We start from the raw sequence: 20,775 nt of genomic DNA, 5'->3' as shown, positions 1-20,775 counted from the left end.
TAAAACAAGGTTTTTTATCAAATAGTGGCTATTAAAAAGTATAACCAAAGCTTAACCCAAAGTAAGGCACAAAATTCGAGCTGTCGAAAATCGGGTTAAAGCTGGCCCTGAAATTAAATCCCCCATCTACTGGCTGGTACCGGTAACCAAAGGTCATCGTCCCCAAAACTGTATTTGCGGTTACCGGGTTGGTGTTTAATGATAAAAAATCAGAGCCTGAATTAAATGAGGCATAAGTAGCGCCAAGGCCTATCTCAAAATATTTATCTGACTTTCCTAACAGGTAATTTAATTGAACAGGTACCGTAACTACCGAAGCGCCGCCGCTTGCAATAAATCCAAGGCCAATCCTGCCGCCGAGACCATCTCTATGTTGCGAAAAACGGGTGTCGTAATTAGCAGAAAACAAAAGGCCCGGTCCGCCTAATTCTATGTAAACATTTTGAGCCCGCGTATTTAGCGTAGAATCAGCTTTTGAATGAACAACAGCCTGCGCCCTGGCAGAATGATAAAAAAAGAAGGGTATCAGGAAAAACAAAGGTTTTAAAAGGTGGTTTTTCATTCGCAATAGTTTTAAATAAAGATATTTGATTAAATGGTTATTACAACAATACCATATGTTTATTTGCTTATTTGAAGGTATAGCCTAAACTTATTCCCACGTAAGGCTCGAAATTCGAACTGTTAAAAAGGGGATTAAAGCTTGCTCTGAAACTAAACCCTCCATCAACAGGCTGGTAACGGTACCCGAATGTCATTGTACCCAAAACTGTTGAATTGCCGCCCCTGGTTCGGTTAAAATAAATGATATCTGAATAAACATTGCCGGGCGCCCTAAAATACACCCAGGTGGCACCGAGGCCGGCTTCGAAATATTTACTTTTTTTTCCTAATAAATAATTTAGCTGTACAGGTACTGAGGTAAAAGAAGACCCGTAGTTATCAAGATACCCCACTCCTATCCTGCCCCCTATCCCATCCCTGCGTTTTGAAAAGCGGGTATCATAGTTGGCAGAAAAATAAAGGCCGGGTCCGGCAAACTCCACATAAACATTTTGGGCCCTGGTTTTCAGGCTTGAATCTGCTGCTAAAGGTTTTACAGACTGCGCCTTCAGGGAGTTAGAAAACAGGAAATAAATTATAAGGCAGAAGATAAACTTAAAAGGCCAATAACGGTTCATAAAGTTTGGTTTGCAATAAAGATATTTGTTTAAATCAGTATTGCAAACTAAACTTCAAATTGGCATTGTTAAAAAGTGTAGCCTACACTAAAACCGCCGGCGGCAATAAGGCCCTCATCATATAGTATCGGCACAAAACCGATCCTGAAATTGATGCCGCCGTTATCCTGCTGGTACCGGTAACCTATTGTGGCTGTACCTATAAAACCGGTTATGTTATCAAATTGAAAAACCGTACCTGTAGTGCTTCCATGCGACCTTACAAACGTAGTGCCGGCGCCAAGTTCCAAAAAACTGCTGGCTCCTGGTTTTTTAAAGCCATACAGATAATTTACCTGGAAAGGAATGGTTGCTACCCAGTTTGAACCTGTATTATAATAGCCCGCGCCAATTCTGTAACCCCATTTATCGCGGCCTTCACCAAAACGGGTGTCATAATTTGCTGTAAGTGCTAGTCCTGGTCCGCCAACTTCAAGAAAAACGGTGCGGGGTTTGGCTGAGTTTGGAACTGTAGTGTCTCTTTTTACAGTATCCTCTTCAAGGTTTTGAGCCTGCAAACAAAAATGTGATGTAACAAGTAGGAATAAAAAAACAGCTTTTAATAAAAAGGCCTTCTTCATTTTTTTTTGATTGTTTTAGATTGAATTTTTTAACTATTATCATAATTAATTTATAATTATGATAGTGCGTATTACGATATTCCGCTATAAAAGGTTTCAGGAATGGTGGTAGGGGGCATTATCTGAAGCTGAACAAAGGTAGTTATCAGCCGCTTACAAATAAAAATAGCGCTATTTGTTATGGGGGGCCCTCACAAATAGCGCTAATGCAAACTGTTATTAATTTAAAACGGTGGTCTTTTCTTCTTTTATGGTCAAATCGATAGAATTTTTAACCTTTTCATCTAAAAGTGCAAGGTCAATTACTTCGCGCATATCAGTTACATAATGAAACTGAAGATCTTTGATATAATCACCCTTGATTTCGAGGATGTCCTTTTTATTTGATGCACATAAAATAATCTCTTTGATGTTCGCCCGTTTGGCGGCAAGTATTTTTTCTTTGATGCCGCCAACAGGTAATACACGGCCGCGCAGCGTAATTTCTCCTGTCATGGCCAGGTGAGGTTTTATTTTTCGCTGTGTAAATGCCGATACCAAAGCCGTTAACATTGTTACACCGGCTGATGGGCCATCCTTAGGGGTTGCGCCAGCCGGAACGTGAACGTGGATATCCCATTGGTCAAACAACCTTACATCGATATTAAATTCAGCAGCATGGGCCCTTAAATAAGCAAGCGCAATACTTACCGATTCTTTCATTACATCGCCAAGGCTGCCGGTAAGGGCAAGTTTTCCTTTTCCGGGGCTTAAACTCACTTCAATAAACAGGATGTCTCCGCCAACTGATGTCCACGCCAGGCCGGTAACTACTCCGGCTACATCGTTGCCTTCGTACAGGTCCTTATCAAATATCGGGGCTCCTAATATCCTTTCAACATCGCTTTTGCTAACAACCGCGTTATAGGGCTCTTCCATAGCGATGCTCTTGGCTACACCCCGAATGAGCGAGCCTATCTTTTTCTCCAATGACCGAACGCCCGACTCGCGGGTATAATCAACCACCAGCTTTTCAACTATTTCGGGTTTTAAGGTAATATCTTTATTCTTCAGGCCATGAGCCTCGCGCTGTTTTGGTATCAGGTGTTGTTTTGCTATTTCAATCTTCTCTTCAATGGTATAACCATTTACCTCGATGATCTCCATACGGTCAAGCAAGGCAGGCTGGATGCTGCTCAATGAATTTGCTGTCGCGATGAACATTACGTTCGACAGATCGAAATCCATCTCCACATAATGGTCATAAAAGGTACTGTTTTGTTCAGGGTCCAGTACTTCCAATAAAGCAGAAGACGGATCACCCCTGAAATCATTACCCACTTTATCAATTTCATCCAAAATAAAAACCGGGTTAGCGGCACCTGCCTTTTTAACAGATTGTATAATACGCCCTGGCATGGCGCCTATATAAGTTTTACGGTGGCCCCTGATCTCTGCTTCATCCCGGATGCCGCCCAGCGCCATCCTCACATATTTACGCCCAAGCGCCCTTGCTATTGATTTGCCCAAAGAGGTTTTGCCCACCCCCGGAGGGCCCACCAGGCAAAGGATAGGCGCCTTCATATTGTGTTTTAGCTTAAGCACTGCCAGGTATTCAATGATACGCTGTTTAACTTTATCCAGCCCGAAATGGTCTTTATCTAATATCTTTTGGGCACGTTTCAGGTCGAAATTATCTTTGGTAAATTCATTCCAGGGCAAATCAAGCAGCAACTCAAGGTAATTTATTTGTACCGAATAATCGGCTGCTGCAGGGTTGGTACGCGCCAGTTTTTCTATTTCCTTGTTAAAATGGTCATTAACTTCCTTTCCCCATTTCTTTTTGGCGCCGCGCAATTTCAAGCTTTCAATCTCCAGGTCGGGCGAATTGCCGCCCAATTCTTCCTGGATCGTTTTCAGTTGCTGGTTCAAAAAATAATCACGCTGCTGTTTATCCAGGTCAACCCTTACTTTACTTTGGATCTGGTTTTTCAACTCCAGCATTTGCAGGTCTAGCGTAAGGTGTTCCAGCACCAGGTTGGCACGGGTACGCAAGTTTGGCTCTTCCAGCAAACGCTGTTTGGCGTTCATGTCGGCATTCATGTTTGACGAAATAAAATTGATCAAAAATGAAGTACTTTCAATGTTGCGGATAGCAATACCAGCCTCACTCGGAATATTTGGCGAAAGCTGTATAATACTCATGGCCATATCCTTTATGGAGGATACCATGGCTTTAAACTCTTTATCGTCTTTGTGTTTTACCTCTTTAAAGGGCTCGATAGAAGCTTTTATGTAAGGCACACTTTGAACTTCTTCTTTCAGAACGAATCGCTTTTTGCCCTGCAATATTACCGTTGTATTACCGTCAGGCATTTGCAGCATTTTGATGATCAGGGCAATTGTACCTACCTTATTTAACTGGGAAAATGTTGGATCTTCGACACCTACATCCTGTTGCGACACTACGCCGATCATCCGGTTGCCCTTATTGGCATCGCGGATAAGTTTGATAGATTTATCGCGGCCGACTGTAATAGGGATTACCACTCCGGGAAATAATACCGTATTACGCAAAGGCAAAATGGACAAAACTTCGGGTAAGAGTTCGTTGTTCATTTCTTCCTCGTCTTCTGACGACATTAAAGGAAAAAATTCAGACTCTTCGTTTATTACCGGTAAAGCACTTCTAAAATCAAATGGATCGAAACTCATCAAACACCTCTCGTTGTAAAAATAAAAAACGACATATTGTCAGCATGTAAAGTGCTGCAGGCAATAAAACCGTTCAAATAGCATCATACTATCATTCTGGCGTTATCGGTCAAGACATGTGCCAATATAAGTTATAATTGAACAACATTTGGTTTAAAGCCATAAAATATTGATTACATGAAGGTTATAATAATTCTATATTATACATAATGAAAAAAAAATATTGATAAAGATGAAAAAAAGTCATATAATCGCCTTCTTTTATTTTTACGAGAACAAAAGATTTGATAAAAAAACGGGTTAACCGGCATAATAATTTCTAAAAATATCAGTTATTGCTATACTGTTTTGATATACATTAAAGCCCCGATGAGATTTTCGGTAATCATTTCGTTTCTGCTTGTTGCCTCATTCGAAAACACGTCGGCTCAAAATTCCTATGTAAAATTGGGCCAGCAGGCTTTAATGGAGGGTGATTTTAAGGCGGCAGTTACACAGCTGGAAAGAGCTTGCCTGGTGGATTCAACCAATGCCAACGCCCTTTGGATGCTGGGTTATTCCTATTACCACAGCGAAAATTACCGTAAATCAATTGCTGCTTACACCAAAGAACTGCAGATAAACCCTGTTGACGCCAGCGCCTATTATTACCGAGCAAGGGCTAAAAGTTATATGGGGAAAGATGTTCAGCTTTCAGCAGCCGAAAAAGAACAGTACTTATTGGGCGCTATATTCGATCTGACAAAAGCTATTGCTATCGATCCAAACGATGCTAACAATAAGTTTTTCCAGACGAGGGGAATCGCCTATCGCGAATATGGCGTATTCAAACTAACCGCACCCGGGCGGTATTATGATAAAATGAGGGGGATTAATTCTTTAAAGGCATCTGTTGCCGACCTGGAAAAGGTTTTGGCTGAAAATCAGGGCCGTACAGACATAGCCGCACTTATCGACCTTTCAAAGCAAAAGCTTGGCGAGGCACTTGCTGCCCGCAAATAAAAAAACTACTTTAATATTCCCTGGATAAAATAGGTATTAGTGCCCAACAGTTTTACGTGTTGTACAGTTTCTATACGATAAACGGAATCGGGAAAATAGGTGAGTTTTTGGGTAGTTTTATAAAGCGGGTTTTCCACCTTATTATAAATAAGGACGTACCTGATCCCCCCGCCTGTCCGTTTGATGATCAGCTCGCGCACCTTAAGGTCTTTTTCCTTTGCTTTATAAACTAACAGGCCATCTTCATCAATAACCTGGTAACTGTTTTTAAAGGCAGGTTTATTAATGTCAGCATCTATAAAAAGGCCAAGTTCGCTGCTCCAATCAGCAATATGTACTGTTTTTGTTTCTGTAACACCGTTATGCGTTACCGTTTTGTCAACAGGCCTGTTTAGCTTATTAAGCATCGCAGCGTCTTTTTTTAAATATCCTGTTAAATCAAAACCGCCATTATTTTTTATCCCGGGCCTGCATGCCGGCACCAAAGCCGATAACGCAATTCCCCCGATAAAAACAATGGCGGTTTTTAACTTCGTTTTATACCAAAACATTACCCGTCATTTTTTCAGGAATCGGAACGCCGATTATTTTAAGCATAGTGGGTGCAATATCACCCAGTTTGCCGTCTTTTACATGCGTAACATCCTTATCAATAACTATGCAGGGCACCAAATTTGTTGAATGTGCCGTATTTGGCGTACCATCATCGTTGATCATATAGTCGGCATTGCCATGGTCGGCAATAATAATGAAAGAGTAGCCGTTTGCGATACCGGTTTCTATCACCTCGCGGGCACAAGCGTCAACAGTTTCTGCGGCTTTTACAACAGCACTAAAAACCCCGGTATGCCCTACCATATCAGTATTGGCAAAATTAAGAATGATCACGTCAGGCCAGCCGCTTTTCAATTCGGGTAAAATAGCATCGCGGATACCCTCGGCGCTCATTTCTGGTTGCAAGTCATATGTGGCCACCTTAGGCGATGGCACCAGTAACCTTTTTTCATTTTTAAATTCCTTTTCCCTTCCGCCCGAAAAGAAAAATGTCACATGCGGGTATTTTTCAGTTTCTGCAATCCTGATCTGGTTTTTACCGGCTTCCTGCAAAATTTCGCCTAACGTTTGTGTCAGGTCATCCTTATCAAAAAGCACTTTAACACCCTTGAATGATTCGTCATAAGGCGTCATGGTCAGATAATTGAGTTTAAGGGCATGCATATTAAACTCAGGAATATCCCTTTGGGTTAACGCGATGGTTATTTCGCGCCCGCGGTCGGTCCTGAAATTAAAACAGAGCACTACATCACCTTCTTCTATCGTCGCCAACGGCTTACCGTTTTCATCAACGCCTACAATGGGTTTTATAAATTCATCGGTAACATCCTGCAGATACGAGGACTTAATGGATTGAACAATATTTGTTGATGCTTCCCCTACGCCGTTTACCATCAGGTCATAGGCCAGTTTAACCCGTTCCCAGCGGTTATCCCTGTCCATAGCGTAATACCTGCCGATAGCCGAAGCCAATTTAACAGGGGTATTTGCCATATGATCCTCAAGTTCTGTTATAAAGCCCGCGCCTGATTTCGGGTCGGTATCGCGCCCGTCCAAAAAAGCGTGCACAAAAACCCTGTCAAGGCCAAAGCTCGTTGCAGCATCACAAAGGCCCATGATGTGCCGGATGTGCGAATGAACGCCACCATCGCTTACCAAGCCGATAAAGTGAACTTTTTTGTTGTTTTGTTTGGCATATTCAAACGCCTCCTTTAATACCGGGTTGTCGGGTAATTCGTTATCATCCACGGCCTTGTGTATGCGGCCAAGCTCCTGGTAAACCACCCGGCCTGCGCCTAAATTCATGTGACCAACTTCTGAGTTGCCCATCTGCCCGGCAGGCAAACCTACCGCAGTGCCTGAAGCTTCGAGTTTTGAGTTTGGATATTTTTTAAGTAAAGAGTCAATAAACGGAGTATTTGCTGCAAATATGGCGTTCGAATAATCATTACGGCCATATCCCCAGCCATCAAGAATTATTAATGCAATTTTTTTCTTATTTTCCACAATGCAAATATAAACGCAACGTTTAAATATGGAGCATTTAATAATTTATTTAATTGGTAAATCACGCTTTATCCGGAGTTAGAAAAGTAAATTAAGAAACGATGATTTGAGTTAAACCCCAGGCTCAGGAGTCAATCAACTCCGCGTAATATTTTGCAACAATCATTTATTTTTTGCGTCTGATAATTACGATGAAAAAGTACTACATGCCTTTGCTTATTTTTTACTGATAGCGCCGGCACTAACCTCCGCCGACCCAATCGACAAAATTGCAAATCTTTTGCGGCAGGGAAATATTCCGGAACTATCAAAATTATTTGCGGATAATGTTGAACTATCGGTACCGGGTGATGAAAGTATTTATTCCAGGCTGCAAACCGAACAGATCTTAAATAAATTTTTCAATCAAAATAAGCCCAAAACCATCAAACTGCTTCATAAGGTAAATTCAAATCCCAATTACGGTTTCTGCGTACTGTTACTAACCACCACTAACGGCGTTTACAGGATAGCGGTAACCCTTAAAGCAAACGCGGGCACTCTTGCAATTATTGAATTCCGGATTGAAACAGAGAAGGTGAAGTAGGCGGGGAAGTCCATAGTCGATGATCCATAGCCCATGGCAAATTTTCGTCGTTTCTTTGTATAGTGAATTAAAAACTATGGGCCATGGTCTATGGACTATGGTCAAATCCCAAATCAATTTTAAACAAAATCCACCAAATCTTCTTACTTTTGGTGCTTTAAATACTAAGCAGGTTTGGATAAAGAAATTATTGATCAGTTTATATTAAATTCCCTTAGCGAGGACGTCGGCGACGGCGACCACACCTCCCTGGCAACCATTCCGGCGGGCACAAAAGGCAAAGCAAAATTATTGGTTAAAGATGAAGGTATCCTTGCCGGCGTTGAACTCGCGCTCGAGATATTCCACATGGTGGATGCAGACCTTAAAACTTCTGTTTTTTTAAATGATGGCGTAAAAATAAAACCGGGCGATATTGTGCTGGAAGTTGAAGGCGATGCACAAAGCATATTAAAAGCCGAACGCCTGGTACTTAATTGCATGCAGCGCATGAGCGGCATAGCCACCAAAACACGACAAATAGTTGATATTTTAAGGGATACAAACACCAAAGTATTGGATACCCGTAAAACTACGCCGGGTTTAAGGTATCTTGAAAAGTGGGCGGTACGCATAGGCGGCGGTGTTAACCATCGTTTTGGCTTGTATGATATGATCTTGATAAAGGACAATCATGTTGATTACGCAGGCGGCATTAAAAATGCTATCGAAAATACGCACCGATACCTGAAAGCCCATAACAAAGACCTCGCAATAGAAATTGAGGTTAGAAACCTGGCCGAGTTGGAACAGGTTTTGCAAACAGGCGGTATAAACCGTATATTACTGGATAACTTCAATTTTGATAACTTAAAAAAAGCCGTGGAACTCATTTCGGGCCGGTATATAACTGAAGCCTCAGGCGGGATTACCATTGACAACATCCGCGAATATGCGGCATGCGGGGTTGATTATATTTCAGTCGGCGCCCTTACGCATTCGGTTAAAAGTTTAGATCTGAGTTTGAAAGCTGTTGATTAGAGATTGCGGAGTCCGAAAGTCAGTAAAGTCCGTAAGTCATTAAGATGGTTGAGTTTTAGCTTTCTGATTTCTCAATTTATTAAACTTTTCAGTCACGCTTTAATATTAAATTTTGCTTTTTCTTTCGGACTTTCGGACTTTTCGGACTTTCGGACTAAAAACTACCTAATTAAACATTCAATTTTAGTAATATTGCGGTAACATGATAACCCCCTATTCGATATCAGCACTTATCCTGGCGTATTTATGCGGATCGATACCAACTGCTGTTTGGATAGGAATGGCATTTTACGGAGTAGACGTAAGGGAGTATGGCAGCGGTAATGCCGGTGCTACCAATACATTCAGGGTACTGGGTAAAAAAGCAGGTATCCCGGTAATGCTTATTGATATTTTAAAAGGCTGGACGGCAACCAACCTGGCCTACTTTATCGGCACCTCGGTAACAGGGGGGCCGCATTCAAATTATATCAGCTACCAGCTTGCTTTGGGTATTGCCGCGGTTATGGGCCACCTGTTCCCGGTATTCGCAGGTTTTCGGGGCGGCAAAGGTATTGCCACGCTGTTTGGGATGGTTTTGGCAGTAAATACATCTGCCGCACTATTGTGTATCATTGTATTTGTTATCGTTTTAATGATAACCCGGTACGTTTCACTCAGTTCAATAATGGGCGGTTTTACCTACTTAACCGGGGTTACTTTTTTCTACAATAAATATACAAACGACCTGATCGTCATTTTCGGAATGTGTATTTGTTTACTGATCCTGGTAACACACCAAAAAAATATCGAACGCCTGCTTAAAGGAAAAGAATCGAAAGTAAACCTCTTCAAGCGAAAAAAAGTTACCAACCAGGCATAATTTGCCTTTTTTATACACTGATCTTTTATGGCAAAACGCAAGTTTTTACAAGCCGAATGGAACAACCTGCTCATGCTGAATTATGAGGTTGACCCTGAAATACTTAAGCCTTACTTACCTTTTGCAACAGTGCTTGATCTGTATGAAGGAAAAGCACTGGTAAGCATGGTAGGGTTTCTATTCCAGGAGACCAGCGTATTAGGCGTAAAATGGCCGTTTCACGTAAACTTTGAAGAGGTGAACCTGCGTTTTTATGTAAAACATTTTGACGGCACCACGTGGAAGCGCGGCGCGGTATTCGTGAGCGAAATAGTGCCCAAAAGCCTGATCGTACTGGTGGCCAACAATTTATACAAAGAACACTATAGTGCAATGCCTATGCGGCACTCCATAGCACCTGCCGGCGACTACACAACCTATTTATACGAGTGGAAATTAAATGGCGCCTGGAATAAACTCGGCGGAACGGTAAGCAACCGTTTTGAAGATATAGAACCTAACAGCGGCGAAGAATTTATTTTTGAGCATTACTGGGGCTATAACAGCCTGGGCGCTAAAAAAACAATGGAATACCAGGTGGAGCATGTATCATGGCAGGTTGCACAGGTTAAAGACCCGGTTTTTGAAGCCGATATAGCGAAATTGTATGGCGAAAAATTCACGCCGTTTTTAAAAAAGCCTCCGTTTTCGGCATTTTTTGCTAAGGGATCGGAAATTAATGTCAGGATCGGGAAGAAGATAACGACTGCCCTAACACCTGCAATATCGCCTGCGTTTTAAGCAAACATTCCTCGTATTCTTTTTCTGCATCAGCATGAAAAGTAATCGCACTACCCGCATGGAACGAGAGGTATTTGTTTTTTTGATTGTATAAAATCGTACGAATCACCACATTAAAATCAAAGTCGCCATCTGGCGCAAAATAACCTATGGCACCTGAGTAAACGCCTCGTTTGCTGTGTTCAAACTGCTCCATTAATTGCATCGCGCTGATCTTTGGCGCCCCCGTCATACTGCCCATCGGGAAAGCGTTTTTGATGGCAGATACATCAGCAACGCCCGGCTGCAGTTCACAAACTACTGTCGAGATCATCTGGTGTACCTGGTTAAAGCTGTAAATACCAAAAAGCTCTTCCGTTTTTACCGTTCCGGGTTTTGCAGATTTTGTCAGATCGTTGCGCACCAGGTCAACAATCATCACATTTTCCTGTTGTTCTTTGGTTTGATTGCGCAGTTCCTGTTTAATTGCGTCGTCTTCGGTTTCATTTTTGCCACGTTTTGCAGTGCCTTTTATGGGTTGAGAGATTAGCTTACCGCCCCTTTTTGCCAGGAAACGTTCTGGTGAAGCACACAGGATATAATTAGTCTTCCATTTAAAAAATGCCGAAAAAGGATTTGGAGAAATCTCGTTTAGCTTCAAATAAACAGCTAATGGATCAACATCGGCATTTTCGGCATAAAACTCCTGGCAAAAATTGGTTACATAAATATCTCCGCGGAGGATGTGTTGCTGAATGTTAATAACCGCGGCCAAATATTCTTTTTTGCCAAACGCCGCCTTTATTTCAACATTTGGAAGACTAAATTCCGGGGTTGCCGGCACTTGTGCAATACGTTCAAACATATCCGGGCCATCAGCACCTGTAATTTCAACCTCGTTACCTTTAATGCAGACTATATAACGGGGAACAAAAAAATACAGATCAGGAAAATTCAGGTTTTCTGTATTTGCGGAAGTTAATTTTTCGGTCTCATTTTTAAGATCATAACCCAGGAAGCCGGGCATCCAGCCGGGATGTTTATTTCGGAATTCTGCTAACTCATCAAATGCTGTTCCAGCATCAGCAGTTAGTTCATCCTTAACACCGGCCGCAATAAGTACATCAAACCTTGAATAGGGGTCGGTAAAATTATTGGAATCAAGACAGCAGAATACATCGAATGAAGAGGCCCACTGTAGCGCCTTCCGCTTAAAAGCATGAGGATCGGCTATTTGTTTAACCACCTTATAAAATTAAAAAGACGTCCCGGAAAACCGAAACGCCCTCATGATATAATCAAAATAAATTAATGTAATATCAACGTCTGCACCCTATCCGGTCCCACAGACAGATATTTTACCGGAACACCCAATTCGGCTTCCAGGTATTCAATATAGGCCTTTAATTTGGCAGGTATCTGCGATACTTCTGTAATGCCGGTTAAGTCTTCATGCCAACCGTCTATCTCTTTTAAAACAGGCACAGCGTCAGCAGAACAAATATCATAAGGCATATAATCTATCTTTTCGCCCAGGTAATTGTAATGGGTGCAAGCATATATTTTATCGAAACCGCTTAATATATCAGCCTTGGTCATTACCAGTTGGGTAACACCGTTCAGCATAATGGCAAATTTTAGTGCCGGCAGGTCTATCCAGCCGGTGCGGCGCGGCCTGCCGGTAGTAGCCCCAAACTCATGGCCGGTTTGGCGCAATTCTTCACCAGTTTCGTTATCCAGTTCCGTTGGAAAAGGGCCGCTGCCTACACGTGTACAATAGGCTTTAAAAATACCTATCACCTCTCCTATTTTGTTTGGCGCCACACCCAGGCCTGTGCAAGCGCCGGCAGTAGTTGTATTTGACGATGTTACAAAAGGGTATGATCCGAAATCAATATCCAGCATAGTCCCCTGTGCCCCTTCGGCCAATACTTTTTTGCCCTTTCGCAGGTATTTGTTTACCACATGCTCCGAATCAACCAATTCAAATTGGTTAATCAGCTCTATTGCTTCAAAGAAAGCCTTTTCGCGTTCAGAGAAATCATCCACTTCGCCATATAATGCCTTTAACATGGATACGTGCTTATCCGTAAGCTTTTGGTAACGTTCTTTAAAATCGGGCAAAGTAATATCGCCGATACGCAAACCATTGCGCCCGGTTTTATCCATATAAGTGGGGCCAATGCCCTTTAAGGTTGAACCGATTTTGCCTTCGCCCATTTTTTTCTCAGACGCTGCGTCAAGCAATTGGTGGGTTGGCAATATTAAATGCGCCCGTTTTGCTATCATCAGGTTCTTTTTAGCAAGCAGGTCATGCCCGGCTGCTTTCAATTTATCAATTTCTTTTTTCAGCGTAATCGGGTCGATCACTACACCATTACCAATCAGGTTCATGGTGTTTTCAAAAAATATGCCTGAAGGGATCGTATTTAATACAAACTTTTTACCATCAAACTCAAGCGTATGCCCCGCGTTCGGACCACCCTGGAAACGTGCGATCAGGTCGTAACCTGCACTCAGTACGTCAACAATTTTTCCTTTACCTTCATCGCCCCACTGGAGGCCTAATAATACGTCAACAGCCATTAATTTTTTTATTTTCTATTTTATTAGGATTGTTTTTGATCTGGATACCGAGTTTTTATGACCCGCCAAATATCATAAATTTATTATCTTATTGGAGAATTTATCTAAGCAAAATGTTCGTATACCAAGTCATCCGGACAGTCTTTAAATTCAGGGTAAGCTCTAAGCGAACCTTCTTTATAATATTTAAAATCCTCGCGTTTTAGATTGAAAATAAAACAACAGAAATTAACTTCTTTGGGACCGAAGCATTTGGTATTAATTATTTCTTTACGGATCCTTTCATCACCGTAAAATCGTCTTAACTCCATGAAATCATCATTGCTGCCCTTGTACATAACTCTTTCGAATACACGAAGCATTCCATTATCATAATCGACCTCATCCATATCAAGGTCTTTGAACGCCTGTTTGCTTAAAATCGGTTTATCCATGTTTTTAAACTTTTCTATCGCAAAAGCCAGCGCGCAATTTTTCGCAATTGCCGTACAGGTTTAAAGAGTGGTGTTTTATTTCGAATTTCAATAAGCCGCCCATCATGCTCTGGATCTGTTCTATCCGCGGATCGCAAAACTCAACTACCTTACCGCAATCAATACAAATAATATGGTCGTGTTGTTTGTAGCCGTATGATTTTTCGAACTGGGCCATGTTTTTACCAAACTGGTGCTTGGTAACCAGGTCACACGAAACGAGTAACTCCAATGTATTATAAACGGTGGCCCTGCTAACGCGATATTTTTTATTTTTCATGTGGATGTATAATGATTCCACATCGAAATGATCGGACCGTGAATAGATCTCTTCGAGTATTGCAAAACGCTCAGGGGTTTTCCTGAGGTTTTTATTTTCGAGGTAGGCCTCAAAAATCTTTTTAACCATAGCGATGGTTTCCTGTTGGGACATGATCTTATTATAAAGGGCAAAGTTATGAATTTAGTTGATTGATTAGAGATTAGTTAATCAGTTAATTAGAGATTTGAAAGAGAGAAAAGGTGCAACGAATAGAAGCCTACCCGTTAAACATGAACTACCGCCCCCATAACTTCTAATCACTAATCTCTAATTAACTAATCTCTAAACTCACGACACCTTCTCAATCATCGAATCAAAGCGGTTTACACCGGTTACGCCTTTTACCGTTTTTAATTTTTTGATCAGGTTGTCCAGGTGTTCGGTATCGTTTACATACACCATAATCGAACCTTCGAAAATTCCATTGTCGCTATCCACCGTAATGGAACGCATATTTACCTTAAAATCATTCGAAATTACAGTAGTGATTTTATTGATCAAACCAACATCATCAATGCCGGTAATACGCAAACCGGTTAAAAACGCCAGCTCCTGCTGGTTGGTCCATCGTGCTTTTACAATGCGGTAGCCATAGTTTGCCATCAGCTTAGCGGCATTCGGGCAATTTGTGCGGTGTATTTTTATACCATCGCTTACGGTTACGAAGCCAAAAACGTCATCGCCCGGAATCGGGTTGCAGCAATTGGCCAGTTTGTAGTCAATTTTCTGCATATCCTCGCCAATCAACAGCATATCGCTGTCTTTAGCTTTTAAATTGCGCATCAGGCTTTGTACCTGTTCCTGTTCAATTTTGTCCTGCGGTTTATTTTCTATTACTTTTTCTGAGGCCTGGTATTCCTTCAGGTCCTTCATATCAATTACCCCGGTAGCAACATTATAAAAAAGGTCCTGGGTAGATTGCAGCTTAAAATAATAGCTCAGTTTATGAATATTCTCGGAATTGTAGGTGATCTTAAGCGATTTCATCTTCCGCTCCAGTATCTCCTTGCCGTCTTCGGCAATCTTGCGTTTCTCTTCCTTGAGCGCCGATTTGATCTTGGCCTTTGCTTTGGCAGTAACGACAATATTCAGCCAATCTTCTTTGGGCGTTTGTTTGCTTGAGGTAATGATCTCTACCTGGTCGCCGTTTTGGAGTTTATGGTTTAACGGAACAAGTTTATGGTTCACTTTTGCCCCGATACAGCTTGCGCCCACATCGGTATGGATCTCAAAAGCAAAATCCAGCGCCGTAGCATTCAGGGGCAACTGGATGAGCGCACCCTTAGGCGTAAAGATGAATATCTCGTCTGAGAAAAGGTTCATCTTGAAATCATCCAGGAAATCCAGGGCGTTGGAATCAGGGTTTTTGAGCATTTCCCTCACTTTCTGCACCCATTGGTCAAGGCCGCTGTCAGTTGATGACTCTTTATATTTCCAATGCGCGGCAAAACCTTTTTCGGCAATCTCGTTCATCCTTTTGGTACGGATCTGCACCTCTACCCATTGCCCGCGCGGGCCCATAACGGTGGTGTGCAACGATTCGTACCCATTTGCTTTGGGCGACGAGATCCAGTCGCGTAACCTGTCGGGGTTCGGCCTGTACAAATCAGTAACGATGGAATAAGCTTTCCAGCAATCTGCCTTTTCATGTTCGGGCGTGCTATCCAATATAATCCTGATGGCAAACAAATCATAAACCTCTTCAAAAGGGATCGACTTCTTTTTCATCTTATTCCAGATGGAATGGATAGATTTCGGCCTGCCGAAAATATCGGCCTCCAGGCCCTGGCCGGATAGCACTTTTTTTACCGGGTCGATAAAATCCCTTATAAATTTCTCACGCTCTGCTTTCTTTTCATTAAGTTTATTTTTGATGAACTGGTAGGTCTCCCGTTCCATGTATTTCATAGAAAGGTCTTCCAACTCCGATTTAATGGCATATAAGCCCAGGCGGTGGGCCAGGGGTGCATATAAATAAACCGTTTCTGACGATAGTTTAAGCTGCTTATCCCTCGGCATAAACTCCATCGTGCGCATGTTGTGCAGGCGATCGGCCAGCTTTATCAATATTACCCTTACGTCGTCAGCAAGGGTGAGCAGCATTTTTCGGAAATTTTCGGCCTGTAATGAACTGTTGGTATCAAACACCCCGGAGATCTTGGTCAGCCCGTCAATGATCATGGCCACCTTTTTACCAAACTCCCTTTCAATATCATCAAGGGTCATATTGGTATCTTCCACCACATCATGCAGCAGCGCACAAACAATTGATGTTGTGCCAAGGCCTATTTCTTCGGCGGCAATTTGTGCAACGGCAATAGGATGATAGATATAGGGCTCGCCTGATTTACGACGCATATCTTTGTGGCTTTCAAGAGCCATATCAAATGCCTTGCGGATCATGCGTTTATCACCTTTTTGCAAAGTAGATTTACAAGCACGCAGCAAAGCCCCATATCTTTTTAATATTTCATTCTTCTCGGCTTCCAAATCAATCACCAATTCTTTCATTTCCGGGTGGTTCTAATAAATATCATTAACTTGCAATAAAAATTATAATTGCAGGTTATTATCAAATACCAAAATAATTGCTTTAATTTTGTATTACGTAAAATTATGAAATTTATTGGTCTTTTGCTTTTGTTTTGTTGCGCGCTGGGAACTTTAAGAGCCCAGCCTGCTAAGCCTGGAGATAAACCTGCACCTTTAATTTTAGGCAAAAATGATACCATCAAAACGTACCTGACAGTTGATAGCGGAAAGCTATTGCCATGGATTGTACTGGAAGATGTGAAAATTGTGGATACCCGAATCTTTAGAAGTCAGGCCGACCTGGATAATTTCCGCCGATTAAGGTATAATGTAATGAAAGTGCTTCCGTATGCCCGTTTTGCGGGGCAGCGATACCGCAAACTGCAGCGCGACCTGGCCGTTACCGCTAACAAAGGCGATCAAAAGAAATTAATTGACGGCTGCGAAAAAGAAATCAAAGATTTGTTTAACAAACAAATTAAAGACCTGACAATTAGTCAGGGTGAAATATTAATAAAACTTATTGACCGCGAAACGGGTAACACCAGTTATGCTATGGTAAAGGATATGAAAGGCGGCTTTAAGGCCTTTGTTTACCAATCGGTAGCAAGGCTGTTTGGGCACGACCTGAAAGAAACCTACAACCCGGACGAACAAAGGGACATTGAGGCTATTTTGCTGCAGGCAGGATATAGCTCTTCTAACGATTAATTAATGATTGATAACAGCATTTACCAGTTTAACGTTCAAAAGTTAAATGGTGAGGAAGTCAGCCTGGCTGAATATAAAAACAAAGTTCTTTTAATCGTAAATACCGCTTCTCAATGTGGTTTTACGCCCCAGCTAAAAGAACTTGCAGATCTGAAAGACAAGTTTGGAGGCCAGGATTTTGAAATACTTGCATTTCCAAGTAATGATTTTGGCGGCCAGGAACCGCTTGACGGAAAGGAATTGGCTACTTTTTGCGAGATACAGCGTGTTAACTATCCTGTTTTTGAAAAGATAAGAGTTCGCGGGCCTTACGCACACCCTCTCTATAAATTTTTTTCGGATAAGAAAGCCAACGGGAAGCTCAACTCAGTACCGAGATGGAACTTCCACAAATTTTTAATCAGCAAAACGGGTGTAATTTCCGATTTTTATTTCCCGTTTACAAAGCCTACTTCTTCCAAAATAAGGAAACGGATCAGCCGTTTGTTAGCCGACGACAAATAACAACATTTTATGACAAAACTGGATATACTGGTACTACCTGTACACCCTGACGATGCTGAATTAGGCTGTGCAGGTACTATTTTAAAACATATAGCTGAAGGCAAAACAGTTGGCATTGCTGATTTGACCAGGGGCGAATTAGGTACCCGGGGTTCTGCTGAAATCAGAGATCAGGAATCGGCCGCATCTGCAATGATCCTCGGTTTAACCGTACGCGAAAACTTAGGGCTTCCGGATGGCTTTTTTGAGAATACACGGCAATACCAGTTAAAAGTTATCGAGGTGATCCGGAAGTATCAACCGGAGATCGTTATCACCAACGCCTATCATGACAGGCACCCCGATCATGGCAGGGCCAATGAACTTGTTGAACACTCGGCATTTTTGGCCGGGCTGCGTAAGGTTGAAACTAGTTTTAATGGCCAGGCCCAACAGGAATGGCGCCCGAAACATATTTTCCATTTTATACAGGATCGCTACATTCACCCTGATTTTGTAATAGACATAACCCCTTATTGGGACAAAAAAATTGAGAGCGTAATGGCTTTCGGGTCGCAATTTTTCAACCCTGCCTGGGAGGAAGAACCCGAAACTTATATCTCGTCGCCCGATTTTATCCAGATAGTGGAAGCCAGGGCCCGCGAGTATGGCAAAAGCATCGGCGTTAAATACGCTGAAGGTTTTACATCAAAGAAAATTTTAGGAGTTGACAGTTTGTTTCAGCTTAGGTAGGGATTGGAGGTCAAAGACTTGAGGCTGGGAAAGAGGGACATGAATCTCTGACCTCCGTCCTCAATATTCTTTAAAACCTTACGTATTCGAAACGGTTGTTTTCATTGCTTCTTTCTCTCCTCAGTTTATTTTCGTTTGCAAGCTTTAAAAGGATACCTGATAATTCAGATGTTTTGAATTCCGAATCGAAGTTATCCTTGCAATAATTTGCTATAGAGGATATTGATCTTGGCGTATCAAAAAAATCACCTGATAAAAGCTGATTTAAAATTTTTGTGGCGCCAGGTTTTTTTGGCCCCCTGGCAAAAGTGTAGCTTCCGTCTTCCCCGTTTCTTGGCTTGTACCCTTTTTTTATAAATACCTCGCCAGCCTCACCGTCCGTCTTCTCTAACTCAAGCATTGCATCCAATAGCCTGTCAACAACCTTTACCTGTACTGCTTCTGATTTGAAGGAGTTTACAACTTCCGATATTTCCATCAGTTGTTTTTTTAATTTCTCGATGTGCTTGCTCATGATAAATAATAACTTATAATTTTATATTTTTCCAACCCAAACCTAACGGGAATAATAGTTAAAAATATTGCTTTTTTTTCGTCTAAAAAAAAGCAAATACTAATAATTAAAGATTAATAACCCGTAATATATTTTTAAACGGCTAATTAGGGGAAAAAAATGCTTTATTGCTTAAAAAACAACGTTTTGTAGCAAAAGTTTTACAGTTATTATAATTTAGAAGAAATATTTTCGAGTATTGCGAGTCCTTCATCAATATGTTTGGCATCCATAATCAGCGCAGGCCTGAAACGGATGGTATGTTCGCCGCAGCCTAAAAACATTACATTTTGTTCAAACCCCAGCTTAATAAAAGTATCTCTGGTATTTTTATCAGGAAAATCAAATGCAGTGAGTAAGCCCTTTCCCCTTACATTACTGATCACAGGGTGCCTTTCAGCAATAGCGGACAATTGGCTCTGAAGATATTCGCCCGCCGTGGCAGCGTTATCACACAAATTATCCTCTTCAATAATTTCCATTATTTTAGCTGACCTTACCATATCAACCAAACTCCCGCCCCATGTTGAATTTATGCGTGAAGAAACATGAAACACATTATGTTCAACCTCATCCACCTTTTTGCCGGCCAGTATACCGCACACCTGCATTTTTTTACCAAAGGCCAGGATATCCGGACGGGCTTTTTCGCCAAAATGCTCGTGGCACCAGAATTTGCCGCTCAGGCCAACCCCGGTTTGCACTTCATCATATATCAGCATGGCTTCGTTTTCGTCAGCCAGTGTCTTCAGCGCTTCTAAAAATTCCTGTCTCACATGGTTATCGCCGCCCTCTGACTGTATGGGCTCGATGATGATCGCACAAATATCGTCCTTATTCTCGTCAAATGCTTTTTTAATCTGGGCGATGGATAATTCTTCCCTCCTGAGCAAGTCGTCGTGGTTGGCATCACTATACGGAAAATTAATTTGCGGCAGCGATACCCGCGGCCAGTCGAATTTGGCAAACCACTTGGTTTTTACCGGCTGAGTATTGGTTAAGCTCAAAGTATAGCCTGAGCGGCCATGAAAAGCGTTTTCAAAATGGATAACTTTAAATCCGATTTCCCTGGTATAGCCTTTTGCAAAGTTCTTTTGCACTTTCCAGTCCATAGCAACTTTAAGGGCATTCTCAATGGCCAGCGAGCCGCCTGCAATAAAGAAAGCATGCGGAAGGTATTCAGGGATACCTATCCTGTCAAATGTCTCTACAAATTCCGCGTATTGCGTTGTATAAATGTCGGAGTTGGAAGGATTGGTCAACGCGGCAAGCATCAGGTTCTTTTTAAACACCTCGTCATTGATCATTTTAGGGTGATTATAACCCAAAGGCACCGAGGCGAAGCATGTAAAAAGTCAAGCAGGGTACGATCATGTTTTGAATCGTAAATGTAAACGCCTTTGCTTTTTTCCATGTCAAAAGTAAGATCGAATCCATCGGCTAAAACATGCTTCCTTAATGAAGCCTGAACATCTGTGGGAGAAACTTGCAGGTTATACATAACGGTTTGATTTATTCAAATTTACTTAAAAACCGCTTAAAAACAAAATTTAGGCAGTTTTTGAACCGATTGGCAA

Annotated in this window: 22 protein-coding genes; 8 read left to right on the top strand and 14 right to left on the bottom strand. The window is 41.8% G+C overall.

Annotated features, from left to right (window positions below; all coding sequences use genetic code 11):
* Positions 1 to 31 precede the first annotated feature (31 nt).
* The 4 genes from MgSA37_RS06470 to lon form a co-directional block, all read right to left on the bottom strand.
* A complete protein-coding gene (locus MgSA37_RS06470; protein WP_096350554.1) occupies positions 32 to 562 on the bottom strand; it encodes a hypothetical protein in 531 nt (176 codons plus the stop codon).
* Between the two features lie 67 nt (positions 563 to 629).
* On the bottom strand, positions 630 to 1,181 hold the full coding sequence (locus tag MgSA37_RS06465) for a hypothetical protein (protein ID WP_096350552.1): 552 nt from the start codon (positions 1,179 to 1,181) through the stop codon (positions 630 to 632).
* 68 nt (positions 1,182 to 1,249) lie between these two features.
* Positions 1,250 to 1,801, bottom strand: coding sequence for a hypothetical protein (locus tag MgSA37_RS06460; protein ID WP_096350550.1), 552 nt, complete (start codon positions 1,799 to 1,801; stop codon positions 1,250 to 1,252).
* Between the two features lie 219 nt (positions 1,802 to 2,020).
* Complete coding sequence (lon, locus tag MgSA37_RS06455) at positions 2,021 to 4,495, bottom strand: endopeptidase La (RefSeq protein WP_096350548.1); 2,475 nt, start codon at positions 4,493 to 4,495, stop codon at positions 2,021 to 2,023.
* A gap of 369 nt (positions 4,496 to 4,864) precedes the next feature.
* Between lon and MgSA37_RS06450 the strand changes: the two genes are divergently transcribed.
* Positions 4,865 to 5,497 (top strand): tetratricopeptide repeat protein, encoded by a 633-nt coding sequence (locus tag MgSA37_RS06450; RefSeq protein WP_096350546.1) that lies wholly within the window; start codon positions 4,865 to 4,867, stop codon positions 5,495 to 5,497.
* A 5-nt stretch (positions 5,498 to 5,502) separates the two neighbouring features.
* Here the strand turns inward: MgSA37_RS06450 and MgSA37_RS06445 are convergent, their stop codons facing one another.
* Complete coding sequence (locus MgSA37_RS06445) at positions 5,503 to 6,048, bottom strand: hypothetical protein (RefSeq protein WP_096350544.1); 546 nt, start codon at positions 6,046 to 6,048, stop codon at positions 5,503 to 5,505.
* The gene (gene gpmI, locus MgSA37_RS06440) at positions 6,035 to 7,558 is read right to left on the bottom strand and encodes a 2,3-bisphosphoglycerate-independent phosphoglycerate mutase (protein ID WP_096350542.1); all 1,524 of its coding nucleotides are present in this window, start codon (positions 7,556 to 7,558) and stop codon (positions 6,035 to 6,037) included. Before gpmI ends, MgSA37_RS06445 begins: the two co-directional genes overlap by 14 nt.
* A 148-nt stretch (positions 7,559 to 7,706) precedes the next feature.
* Between gpmI and MgSA37_RS06435 the strand changes: the two genes are divergently transcribed.
* From MgSA37_RS06435 to MgSA37_RS06420, 4 genes are all read left to right on the top strand, one after another.
* Positions 7,707 to 8,144 carry a DUF4783 domain-containing protein gene (locus MgSA37_RS06435; RefSeq protein ID WP_096350540.1) on the top strand — a complete coding sequence of 146 codons (438 nt, stop codon included), beginning with the start codon at positions 7,707 to 7,709 and terminating at the stop codon, positions 8,142 to 8,144.
* A 174-nt stretch (positions 8,145 to 8,318) separates the two neighbouring features.
* Positions 8,319 to 9,164, top strand: coding sequence for a carboxylating nicotinate-nucleotide diphosphorylase (nadC, locus tag MgSA37_RS06430; RefSeq protein ID WP_096350538.1), 846 nt, complete (start codon positions 8,319 to 8,321; stop codon positions 9,162 to 9,164).
* A gap of 202 nt (positions 9,165 to 9,366) precedes the next feature.
* Positions 9,367 to 10,026, top strand: coding sequence for a glycerol-3-phosphate 1-O-acyltransferase PlsY (gene plsY / locus MgSA37_RS06425; protein ID WP_096350536.1), 660 nt, complete (start codon positions 9,367 to 9,369; stop codon positions 10,024 to 10,026).
* A gap of 27 nt (positions 10,027 to 10,053) precedes the next feature.
* Positions 10,054 to 10,806 (top strand): YqjF family protein, encoded by a 753-nt coding sequence (locus MgSA37_RS06420; RefSeq protein WP_096350534.1) that lies wholly within the window; start codon positions 10,054 to 10,056, stop codon positions 10,804 to 10,806.
* Here MgSA37_RS06420 and MgSA37_RS06415 read toward each other — a convergent pair.
* From MgSA37_RS06415 to MgSA37_RS06395, 5 genes are all read right to left on the bottom strand, one after another.
* Positions 10,748 to 12,031: an anthranilate synthase component I family protein gene (locus tag MgSA37_RS06415; RefSeq protein ID WP_232010794.1), complete on the bottom strand. Its 1,284-nt coding sequence runs from the start codon at positions 12,029 to 12,031 to the stop codon at positions 10,748 to 10,750. The genes MgSA37_RS06420 and MgSA37_RS06415 overlap by 59 nt on opposite strands.
* A 62-nt stretch (positions 12,032 to 12,093) precedes the next feature.
* A complete protein-coding gene (locus MgSA37_RS06410; protein ID WP_096350532.1) occupies positions 12,094 to 13,371 on the bottom strand; it encodes an adenylosuccinate synthase in 1,278 nt (425 codons plus the stop codon).
* 104 nt (positions 13,372 to 13,475) lie between these two features.
* Positions 13,476 to 13,805: a DUF6922 domain-containing protein gene (locus MgSA37_RS06405; RefSeq protein ID WP_096350530.1), complete on the bottom strand. Its 330-nt coding sequence runs from the start codon at positions 13,803 to 13,805 to the stop codon at positions 13,476 to 13,478.
* A gap of 4 nt (positions 13,806 to 13,809) precedes the next feature.
* Complete coding sequence (locus tag MgSA37_RS06400; RefSeq protein ID WP_096350528.1) at positions 13,810 to 14,277, bottom strand: Fur family transcriptional regulator; 468 nt, start codon at positions 14,275 to 14,277, stop codon at positions 13,810 to 13,812.
* Positions 14,278 to 14,454: 177 nt separating this feature from the next.
* Positions 14,455 to 16,677 (bottom strand): RelA/SpoT family protein, encoded by a 2,223-nt coding sequence (locus MgSA37_RS06395; protein ID WP_096350526.1) that lies wholly within the window; start codon positions 16,675 to 16,677, stop codon positions 14,455 to 14,457.
* A 105-nt stretch (positions 16,678 to 16,782) separates the two neighbouring features.
* On the opposite strand from MgSA37_RS06395, the gene MgSA37_RS06390 reads away from it, so the two are divergent.
* The 3 genes from MgSA37_RS06390 to bshB1 are packed head-to-tail and all read left to right on the top strand — an operon-like array spanning position 16,783 to position 18,645.
* On the top strand, positions 16,783 to 17,409 hold the full coding sequence (locus MgSA37_RS06390; RefSeq protein WP_096357306.1) for a DUF4294 domain-containing protein: 627 nt from the start codon (positions 16,783 to 16,785) through the stop codon (positions 17,407 to 17,409).
* A 3-nt stretch (positions 17,410 to 17,412) separates the two neighbouring features.
* Positions 17,413 to 17,913, top strand: coding sequence for a glutathione peroxidase (locus tag MgSA37_RS06385; RefSeq protein WP_096350524.1), 501 nt, complete (start codon positions 17,413 to 17,415; stop codon positions 17,911 to 17,913).
* A gap of 9 nt (positions 17,914 to 17,922) precedes the next feature.
* Positions 17,923 to 18,645: a bacillithiol biosynthesis deacetylase BshB1 gene (bshB1, locus tag MgSA37_RS06380; protein WP_096350522.1), complete on the top strand. Its 723-nt coding sequence runs from the start codon at positions 17,923 to 17,925 to the stop codon at positions 18,643 to 18,645.
* A gap of 70 nt (positions 18,646 to 18,715) precedes the next feature.
* Here the strand turns inward: bshB1 and MgSA37_RS06375 are convergent, their stop codons facing one another.
* The 3 genes from MgSA37_RS06375 to MgSA37_RS29030 form a co-directional block, all read right to left on the bottom strand.
* A complete protein-coding gene (locus MgSA37_RS06375) occupies positions 18,716 to 19,159 on the bottom strand; it encodes a hypothetical protein (RefSeq protein ID WP_096350520.1) in 444 nt (147 codons plus the stop codon).
* A gap of 209 nt (positions 19,160 to 19,368) precedes the next feature.
* Positions 19,369 to 20,505, bottom strand: a complete 1,137-nt coding sequence (gene lat / locus MgSA37_RS06370; RefSeq protein WP_232010793.1) for an L-lysine 6-transaminase — start codon at positions 20,503 to 20,505, stop codon at positions 19,369 to 19,371.
* Positions 20,502 to 20,699 carry a hypothetical protein gene (locus tag MgSA37_RS29030; RefSeq protein ID WP_232010792.1) on the bottom strand — a complete coding sequence of 66 codons (198 nt, stop codon included), beginning with the start codon at positions 20,697 to 20,699 and terminating at the stop codon, positions 20,502 to 20,504. The genes lat and MgSA37_RS29030 overlap by 4 nt, the downstream gene beginning before the upstream one ends.
* Positions 20,700 to 20,775 lie beyond the last annotated feature (76 nt).

Source organism: Mucilaginibacter gotjawali, assembly GCF_002355435.1.
GTDB lineage: Bacteria > Bacteroidota > Bacteroidia > Sphingobacteriales > Sphingobacteriaceae > Mucilaginibacter > Mucilaginibacter gotjawali.
This window is presented reverse-complemented; position numbering and strand designations above follow the sequence as displayed.